The organism is Ralstonia chuxiongensis (genome assembly GCF_024158925.1).
Lineage (GTDB): Bacteria > Pseudomonadota > Gammaproteobacteria > Burkholderiales > Burkholderiaceae > Ralstonia > Ralstonia chuxiongensis.
Genome location: NZ_JAMYWC010000004.1, coordinates 753,029 through 761,489 on the forward strand (window position 1 = coordinate 753,029; position 8,461 = coordinate 761,489).

Annotated in this window: 9 protein-coding genes; all 9 read right to left on the reverse strand. The window is 64.8% G+C overall.

Annotated features, from left to right (window positions below; all coding sequences use genetic code 11):
- Nucleotides 1–2 precede the first annotated feature (2 nt).
- Complete coding sequence (locus tag NKG59_RS17070; RefSeq protein WP_253539049.1) at nucleotides 3–629, reverse strand: 2-dehydro-3-deoxy-6-phosphogalactonate aldolase; 627 nt, start codon at nucleotides 627–629, stop codon at nucleotides 3–5.
- Nucleotides 626–1,435, reverse strand: coding sequence for an SDR family oxidoreductase (locus NKG59_RS17075; RefSeq protein WP_253539052.1), 810 nt, complete (start codon nucleotides 1,433–1,435; stop codon nucleotides 626–628). The genes NKG59_RS17070 and NKG59_RS17075 overlap by 4 nt, the downstream gene beginning before the upstream one ends.
- Nucleotides 1,432–2,316, reverse strand: coding sequence for an aldose 1-epimerase (locus NKG59_RS17080; RefSeq protein WP_253539055.1), 885 nt, complete (start codon nucleotides 2,314–2,316; stop codon nucleotides 1,432–1,434). Before NKG59_RS17080 ends, NKG59_RS17075 begins: the two co-directional genes overlap by 4 nt.
- Complete coding sequence (locus NKG59_RS17085) at nucleotides 2,297–3,211, reverse strand: SMP-30/gluconolactonase/LRE family protein (protein WP_253539058.1); 915 nt, start codon at nucleotides 3,209–3,211, stop codon at nucleotides 2,297–2,299. Before NKG59_RS17085 ends, NKG59_RS17080 begins: the two co-directional genes overlap by 20 nt.
- Before the next feature lie 10 nt (nucleotides 3,212–3,221).
- Nucleotides 3,222–4,169: an L-arabinose ABC transporter permease AraH gene (gene araH, locus NKG59_RS17090; protein WP_413412772.1), complete on the reverse strand. Its 948-nt coding sequence runs from the start codon at nucleotides 4,167–4,169 to the stop codon at nucleotides 3,222–3,224.
- A 77-nt stretch (nucleotides 4,170–4,246) separates the two neighbouring features.
- Complete coding sequence (gene araG, locus NKG59_RS17095) at nucleotides 4,247–5,782, reverse strand: L-arabinose ABC transporter ATP-binding protein AraG (protein WP_253539061.1); 1,536 nt, start codon at nucleotides 5,780–5,782, stop codon at nucleotides 4,247–4,249.
- Nucleotides 5,783–5,815: 33 nt separating this feature from the next.
- The gene (locus tag NKG59_RS17100; protein ID WP_414708531.1) at nucleotides 5,816–6,820 is read right to left on the reverse strand and encodes an arabinose ABC transporter substrate-binding protein; all 1,005 of its coding nucleotides are present in this window, start codon (nucleotides 6,818–6,820) and stop codon (nucleotides 5,816–5,818) included.
- Between the two features lie 76 nt (nucleotides 6,821–6,896).
- Nucleotides 6,897–7,910 (reverse strand): 2-dehydro-3-deoxygalactonokinase, encoded by a 1,014-nt coding sequence (locus NKG59_RS17105; RefSeq protein WP_045202572.1) that lies wholly within the window; start codon nucleotides 7,908–7,910, stop codon nucleotides 6,897–6,899.
- Between the two features lie 175 nt (nucleotides 7,911–8,085).
- Nucleotides 8,086–8,461: porin (locus NKG59_RS17110; RefSeq protein WP_253539074.1), on the reverse strand; the 376-nt coding region annotated here is incomplete at its 5' end.

The window sequence follows — 8,461 nt, forward strand, 5'->3', positions numbered from 1 at the left end:
GTTCAGGTGCGGTCGGATTGGGCGGTGCGATAGGCGGTGACGAAGGCGCGCGCGCGTTCGGCGGTGCGCTCGACGGGCTGGCCTGGGCGATACAGGTCGCTGCCGAGGCCTGCGCCGATGCAGCCGGCGGCAAGGTAATCGGCGAGGTTCTCCGGCGTGATGCTGCCAACGGCAAACACCGGCACCTCCGGTGGCAGCACGGCCTTGAGCGCGCGCACGTAGGCAGGCCCGAGCGCGCCGGCCGGGAAAATCTTCAGTGCCTGCGCGCCCGCATCGAGCGCGGCAAACGCTTCGGTGGCGGTCATGCAGCCGATGCAGGTGACGAGCTTGCGTGCGGCTGCGGCGCGGATCACGTCTGCATTCGTATTGGGCGTCACGACGAGCTTGCCGCCGGCCGCGACCATCAGGTCAACGTCTTCGGGGCGCAGCACGGTGCCCGCGCCGATCAGCGCGCGGTCGCCAAAAGCACGTGCGGCAAGCTGCACGCTCTGCGCCCAGTCGGGCGAGTTCAGCGGAATTTCGATGGCATCGAAGCCGGCATCGACGAGCGCCTGCGTGTGCGCGAGCACCTCGTCGGGGCGGATGCCGCGCAGGATGGCGATCAGCGGAAGGTGGGTTGTCCAGGTCATTCGTGATAAAGCTGCGAGCGGCCGCCATCGATCAGGATGTCGGTCGCGTTGATGAAGCGCGCCTCGTCGGAGGCGAGGAACAGCGCGGTGTAGGCCACCTCTTCGGGTTCGCCGATGCGCTTGCACGGCAGCAGCTCGGCCTGGCGGCGGCGTTCGGCTTCGGGGTCAGGTGCGGCGGCAAAGCCGGCTTCGGCAATTGGCGTGAGGATCAGCCCCGGCGAGATCGAATTGACGCGGATACCGCGCGCCGCATATTCGATGCCCAGCGCCCGCGTGAGCCCGATCAGCCCATGCTTGGCCACCGGATACGGAAACGCGCCGGGAATGATCTTGTGCCCATGCACCGACGCGATGTTGACGATGCTGCCCGCCCCGCGCGCCAGCATGTGCGGCAGCACGGCACGCGCGCAGTGCCACGCGCCTTCCAGATCGACGGAAAGGCAGCGCGCCCAATCGTCCTCGCTCAACTTGAGCGGATCGGCAAACACGTTGATGCCGGCGTTGTTGACCAGCACGTCGATGCCGCCAAAGCGCTCGACGCCGGCAGCGACCATCGCATCGATCTGCGCACGGTCGCGCACGTCGGCTTGTACGAGGAGGATGTTGTCGTCGTTGCCGACGCTGTTGCCAATTTCGGCGGCGAAGGCCTCGGCGCGCTCGTCACGCACCAGCGTGTTGACGATCACACGTGCGCCGTGCTGCGCGAACAGCTTGGCAATCGCACCGCCAATGCCTTGCGTGGCGCCCGTCACCAGGGCGACCTTGCCTGCGAGACGCGGCGGAAAAGACATCGGAGAAGCGGTCATGCGTCAAAACCATTCACGGTGAATTGATAGTTGCGCTGCAGGCTCTGGCCGGTGCCGAGAATGGTCAGGCCGTGGTCTTGTGGCAAGCCAGGCAGGTTGTGTGCGTTGATCGCGTGGTCAACCGGCTCAAAGCAGAAGAAGTCGTACGCGACCGGTGTGTACAGCACATAGCGCGACGTGTCGGCGGTGATTTGCACGGACATGCGGCGGCTGGGCCAGACGATCTCCGCACGGCCATCCCAGCCTTCAAAGCTGTGATTGATGGCGGCGCTGGCCTCCAGCTTCCCGAGCTTGCGAAAGTCTGCATCCGCAGATAGCCCCCGCAGGTCCGTCGGCAGATAGTCCGGCGCGGATTGCCACATGGCCGTTGCGCCAGCGCGCAACCGAACATCGGGCGTGCGCGGAAAGAACGGATGCACGCCAAGCCCGAATGGCAGCGGCGCACCTTCGTTGCGTACCGTCAGCACGATCCGCAACGTGTTCCCCATCAACGTGTAGCGCTGCACCGCCTGATAGCGGAACGGGCGCCCCTGCTCGACCACCGCAGCGAGTTCAACGGACGTATCCGTTTGCGACACGGCATGCCACGGCATCAACCAGCCGTGACCATGCAGCGGATACGGTTCGTCGTCACGCGTTCGCGGCACTTCGATGGTCTGTCCCTGAAACGCGAAACGCCCGCCACCGATACGGTTGGACCAGGGCACCAGCGAATAGCAAGCCAGCGTTCTCGGATCGCGCAGTGCAGCGTCTGCTTCGCCCGGCCGAAAGATGGCTGTGACATCGCCATCGCGCAGCAGATCGAAACGCAGCAACCCGCCACCCGCCTCGGGCAGCACCTCGGCGCGTAGCACGCCGTTTTCAAGCCGCAACGTAGGCATGGCCGAACCGGCCCTCCGGCAATCCTCGTACGTTGGGTACGGCCAGCTGTAGGGTCGCGCCGGCGTTCACGTCTTCTGCCAGGCGGTGCGCCGACAAACCGTCGCGCGCCGTCGTCAGATACAGCGTATCGAGTGCCGCGCCGCCAAATGCGGGGCACGTGGGCTGCGATGCCGGCACGGACATGCGCGCCAGCACGCGCCCGTCCGGTGCGTACCGCGTCAGCCGGTTGCCGCCCCACTCTGCATTCCACAGGCAGCCGTCTGCGTCGACGGTCGAGCCATCGGGCGAGCCTTTGTGGGCACCCTCGGCATCCTGGTCGCGCAGATCGGCGAAGACGCGAATATTGGCGACTGCGCCCGTCTGCCCGTCGTAATCGCATGCGTGGATGCGACGGCTGTGCGTATCGCACCAATACATGGTCTCGCCGTCAGGGCTGAAGGCGATGCTGTTGGCGATGGCGATGTGGGGCAGCGCCAGACGCTGCAGCGCGCCCATCGGCGTGAAGCGATAAAAACTGCCGGTGGGTTCGGGGCCGCCTTCGTGCATGGTGCCGAAGACGTAGTTGCCGGAGCGATCGGCGCGGCCATCGTTGACGCGCGTGGTCGGGTTGTCGGGCTCAACCTCGGCCAGCAGCGTAAGCGTGCCGGTGCGCGTGTCGAAGCGGGCGATGTTCTTGGCAAGGCCCAGGATCAGCACACCGGGCTCGTCCGTCAGCACAAAAGAGCCCACGCGTTGCGGCAACGGCCATTGGCGCTCCTGCCCCGTCGCCGGATCGTGCTGCCACAGCAGCGATTCCTGGATGTCGGTCCACCAGAGCAGGCGCTGGGCGTCGTCCCAGACGATGCCTTCGCCCAGCGTGCAGCGCAGATCAGAGAGCGTGGTTGCGGTTGTCATGTGCGCAGCCTCACTCACGGCCGCCGCGGTTCTTCAACTGGTCGACCAGCACCGCTGCCAGCAGAATCGCGCCGCGCACGAGGTACTGGTAAAACGCGTCGATATTCAGCAGGTTCATCGCGTTCTGCACGGTGCCCATGATCAGCACGCCGACCAGCACCCCGCTGATCGTAGCGCGGCCGCCCAGCAGCGACACGCCGCCCAGCACACAGGCCGAGATCACGTTCAGCTCAAAGCCTTGCGCCGCATTCGGCTGGCCGCTGGTAATGCGCGCCGCCAGAATCACGCCCGCCAGCGCAGCAACGACGCCCTGGATCAGGAAGATGACGATGCGCGTCATGTTGACGTTCACGCCCGCCAGCCGCGCCGCTTCCGGGTTGCCGCCAATCGCCAGCGTATTGCGGCCGTAGATTGTCTTGTTGAGCAGCACGCCAAACACCACGAAGCACAGCCCCGCCACCCACACCGGCGTCGGCACGCCAAAGACGATGGTGTTGCCCAGGTCGAAGAAGTCCATGTCGGACACGCCCACCGCCTGCCCATGCGAGGCAATGAAGGCGAGGCCGCGCACGATTTCCATCGTGGCCAGCGTGGTGATGAGCGCGTTGATCCTCAGCTTGGCGATCACGAAACCGTTGACGCCACCGATGATCGCGCCCGCCACCAGGCTCCCGCCGATGCCAAGTGCGATGCTGCCGGTGGCGTTGATGATCATCGCGCACAGCACGCCGGCAAACGCCACCGTGGAGCCGATCGACAGGTCGAAATCACGCGACGCCAGACAGAACATCATCGTGCAGGCGACCATGCCGATCTGCGAGACGGAGAGCGCAAGGCCCACCATGTTCTGCCACGAGAAGAAGTACTCGACCGAAAACGACAGCGCGGCAAACAGAATGGCGAAGATCAGCGGCAGGCTGAAATCGTCCAACAAGCGGAGTAGGCGCGTCTTGTTCATGGCAGAGCGTGCCGATGCGGCGAGCGCATCGGAATGTTGCAAGGGTTGAGACTGGGACATCTTGGACTCCGGGGTTCTCAGGCGGCCAACGGCGGCATGGGCGCAGACGGCAGCGGCGCAGATTCAGGGCGCAGGGCGAGCTTGAGCACGGCCTGCTCATTGGCCTGCTCGCGCGGCAGTTCGCCGGCGATGCGACCTTCGCTCATTACGAGCACGCGATCGGCGACGCCGAGGATTTCCGGCAATTCGCTGGAAATCATCAGCACGGCCACGCCACGTTCGGCCAGCTCGTACAGCACCTGGTAGATCTCGTTCTTGGCACCGACGTCGATGCCACGCGTGGGCTCGTCGATGATCAGCACACGCATGTCGTCTTCGGCCAGCCAGCGCGCCAGGATGACCTTCTGCTGGTTGCCGCCCGACAGCAGGCGGATCGGCTGCTCGCGGTTTGGCGTCTTGATGCGCAGGCGCGTGATGTAGTGGTCAGCCGTCTTCGTCTCCTGCTTGTCATTGACGAACAGGCCGAAGCGGCGCTGGTTGCGCCGGCAACTGATGTTGATGTTTTCCGACACCGAGCGGCAGCCGATGATGCCCTCTTCCTTGCGGTCTTCCGGGCACAGCACGATGCCCTGGCGGATGGCATCGGCCACATCGCGGATGCGGATCGGCGCGCCGTCGAGTGTGAGGCTCCCGGCCGTCTTGCGATCGGCTCCGTAGATCAACCGCGCCAGTTCCGACCGCCCCGCGCCCACCAGCCCGAACAGGCCGACGATCTCGCCACGGCGCACGGACAGGCTTGCCGGCTCAGCCAGCTTCGGGCCCGTCAGGCCATCCACCTGCAAGCGCACGTCGCCCAGCGGGCGCGCGCGGTAATCGAAGATGTCGTCGATCTGGCGACCGACCATCTGCGCGACCAGCTCGTCGCGCGTAACGTTGGCCATCGATGGGAAATCCGCCACCTTGCGGCCGTCGCGGAAGATCGTGCAGCCATCGCACAACTCGAAAATCTCGTCGAGCCGGTGCGAGATGTAGATCAGCGCACGGCCCTGCGCGCGCAGGTCTTTCACGAGGCGGAACAGGATGTCGGTCTCGCGGATCGACAGCGAACTCGTCGGCTCGTCCAGCGCAATCACACGCGCATCGCGCAGGATCGCCTTGCAGATCTCGACCATCTGGCGCTGCCCGATCGACAGGTGTTTCAGCTTGGCGCGCGGGTCCAGATCGACGCCGATGCGGCCGAGCTGTTCACGCGTCCAGGCCATCGCCTCGCGCTGGCGGATGAACCCGCCGCTGGCCGGCAGGTGGCCGAGCAGCAGGTTGTCCATCACCGTCAGTTCGGGCACCGTCTGCAGCTCCTGGTGGATGACGGCAATGCCGGCATCCAGTGCCGCCCGCGTGGTCGGGAACGTCGTCGGCTTTCCCTCGACGACGATCTGCCCACCATCGGGCTGATAGTCGCCGCCCAGGATCTTCAACAGCGTCGACTTGCCCGCGCCGTTCTCGCCCAGCAAGCCGTGCACGCGGCCGCATTCGATGCCGAACGACACATCGGACAGCGCCCGCACACCCGGAAACACCTTGCTGATGCCACGAAACTCAAGAAACGCCGACATGGCAAGTCTCCTTCAACAACGTTATCCGCAAGATCACAAACCCATTTCCTGGCGGACTTGCTTCTCGTTGTCGCGGGTCATCAGGCGGCCGCTGGTCAGGATGAGCGGGTCCGGTGCCTTGTTGTTCTTGATCCACTCGTACATGTTGAGCGAGGTTTCATAGCCATGGCGCTTCGGGCTGATCAACACGGTGCCGAAGAAACCGGTCTTCTCGGGCTTGGCAAACTCGTTGAGCGCCGACTGGCTGCCGCCGATGCCCACACCGATGATGTCTGCCGGCTTCAGGCCGTGGCCTTCCGCTGCACGCACGGCCCCCAGCACGGCTTCGTCATTCAGGCCGAAGGCAATCCAGTGCTTGAACTTGGGGTTCTTGGTCAAGGTGATGTTGGCGGCGTTGAACGCGGCTTCGGTATCCGTCTTGGCCTGTGGGCTGGTCAGCACGTTGGCAGCCGGGAAGCCCGCCTTGGTGAGCGCGGCGACTGCACCGTCGGTGCGCTCCTTGGCCGTCGGCAATTGGTCATACGCAATGCGGATGGCGCCAACTTCCGACAGATTCCAGCCGCGCTTTTTCATCTCCTGCGCGATGGCGTCGCCCACTTGTTCGCCGATCTTCGTGGCCGAGATGCCCATGTGCGGCACCGACGCGATCGGCTTGCCGCTGCCGTCGACCAAGCGGTCATCCACCGTCATCAGCTTGAGGTTGTTCTGCTTGGCCTTGGCCACGACTGCAGGTCCGAGCTTCACGTCGGGCACGCAGATCACGAAGCCCTGCGCATGCTGCGCGCCCAGGTTGTCGATGGCAGTCAGCACTTCGCCGCCGCTGGGCACGCCGATCTTCACCAGCTTGAAGCCCTTTTCCTTGGCAGCCTGGTCTGCGAACTTCCATTCGTCCTGGAACCACGGCTCTTCGGGCTGCTTGACCAGGAAGCCGATCTTCACGTCATCGGCTGCATGGGCAAACACCGAAAGGCCGCCGGCCATGGCGAACAGCGTGGCGGCCGCAATGGCCTTGAATGTCCCGCGTCGTTGTTGTTGCATGTTGTCTCCTTGCGATGCCGTCTTTGCGGCATCTGTTGTGCGTTGGATGAAAGATGGGATGGCGTGGGCGCCGGGCTTACGCCACCTTCAAGGTTTTGACCAGACCGCGCTCGCGTGCGATGGCGATCGCGCCGCTGCCGGCCAGGTGTTCCTGCTGTTCACTGCTCGTAACGGTGACCTTGCCTGAGAAGAAATCGTCGTCCGACACCAGCACGGCCAGCGCTTCGCGCAGCAGCGGCTTGCCCGTGATGACGAACTGTGTGCCCGGGTTCATGCGGATCGCGCTGCTGTTCTTGAGCGTGAGCAGATCCGCGCCCAGCACCGCGCCCAGCAGGAAGTTGGCCCGTGCATTGCGCTCGTAGATCGTGAACTGACCCAGCGTGCGCACCATGAAGCAGGCGCGCCCCAATCCGATGCTGCTGGCGCTGCGCGCGCCGGACAGCAGCATTTCCGGATCGACCTCGGTAGCAAAGTCGGAGTCCAGCGCGTCGGCCAGGATGGTGTTGTGCGTGATCACGTGCAGCAGCTCGCCGGCCAGCGTCGTCACACAACCGGTGATGCGCTGGTCCGCGTCGAGATGCACGAACTTCGAGTGCGAACCCGGCAGCACGATCACCGCCGGCTCTGTGATGCCGAGGCGCGAAACCAAACCCATGGTCTCGACTTCTTCGCCGCGCATCATGTCCATAGACTCGATGTTGTGCAGGCCGAGGTTGTCCACCGGATTGCGTACGCCCGGCACAAACCAGATTGGCTGGGCGCACACTTCGGGGATGGTCGCCTGCACCATCCCCGCAGCGAGGTCGCGCAGGCCAGCCGGCGCCACCAGGTGCGGTACTTCGTGCAGGCCGACGTTGGAGGTGATCATGCCGGACGCCAGTACCAAGTCGACCTGGCTCATACCGAAACCAGCCTTCTGCAGCGCAGCTTCAATGGTGTCCTGCACGCCGCGCTGCAGCGTCGTCCGGTTGCCGGTGATGGCGGTGTCGCGCACGCCAACCTGGCGCGCAGCCTGGCAGAGCGCAACGTCATCGCGCCAGACCGTGACGCGTGTGTTGGTGGTACCGGTATCGATGGTGAGGATGTTCATGCGTGGCATTGCGTGGTGTGACGTGGGACGGGCCCGGGGTTAAAACCCTTTCATGATCCGCGGCGAGCGGCCCGAGGTTGACTTGGAAAGCGCCGCCACCCATGAAGACATCGTTGGGAAGCGGCAACGTCGCACAGTCGAGTTCGGGGCGCGCAACAGGATCATGAGCGGTTTTTTAGAACGAGTGGACGATACCGGTGTACGCACCCAGCTGGTTCTTACCCACCGCCGGGTTGTTGTTGGTTGCTTCCACCGAGAAGTTGGCGGTAGCGCTGTTCTGCACCGTGCCGACGCTCGCGTACAGCATCGTGCGCTTGGACAGGTTGTAGTTCGCGCCCGCCATGAACAGGTTGGCGTTGCCGCCGCCGTGGTTCACGTTGACGCGATAGGCCGCGCCGATCAGCGTCAGCGCCGGTGTGACTTCGTAGTTGATGCCCAGCCAGTAATGATTGGCCTTGGTCGGGGCGCCCGCAGCCGCATCCGGCGCAGACAGGTTTTCATACGCGGCAAACAGCTTCGCCTTGCCGATGGTGTACGTGCCGCCGATCGTT

What these genes read in the sequence shown, in the direction of transcription:
- NKG59_RS17070 (WP_253539049.1), bottom strand. Translation starts at nt 629, where the DNA reads ATGACCTGGACAACCCACCTTCCGCTGATCGCCATCCTGCGCGGCATC.
- NKG59_RS17075 (WP_253539052.1), bottom strand. Translation starts at nt 1,435, where the DNA reads ATGACCGCTTCTCCGATGTCTTTTCCGCCGCGTCTCGCAGGCAAGGTC.
- NKG59_RS17080 (WP_253539055.1), bottom strand. Translation starts at nt 2,316, where the DNA reads ATGCCTACGTTGCGGCTTGAAAACGGCGTGCTACGCGCCGAGGTGCTG.
- NKG59_RS17085 (WP_253539058.1), bottom strand. Translation starts at nt 3,211, where the DNA reads ATGACAACCGCAACCACGCTCTCTGATCTGCGCTGCACGCTGGGCGAA.
- araH (WP_413412772.1), bottom strand. Translation starts at nt 4,169, where the DNA reads ATGAACAAGACGCGCCTACTCCGCTTGTTGGACGATTTCAGCCTGCCG.
- araG (WP_253539061.1), bottom strand. Translation starts at nt 5,782, where the DNA reads ATGTCGGCGTTTCTTGAGTTTCGTGGCATCAGCAAGGTGTTTCCGGGT.
- NKG59_RS17100 (WP_414708531.1), bottom strand. Translation starts at nt 6,820, where the DNA reads ATGCAACAACAACGACGCGGGACATTCAAGGCCATTGCGGCCGCCACG.
- NKG59_RS17105 (WP_045202572.1), bottom strand. Translation starts at nt 7,910, where the DNA reads ATGAACATCCTCACCATCGATACCGGTACCACCAACACACGCGTCACG.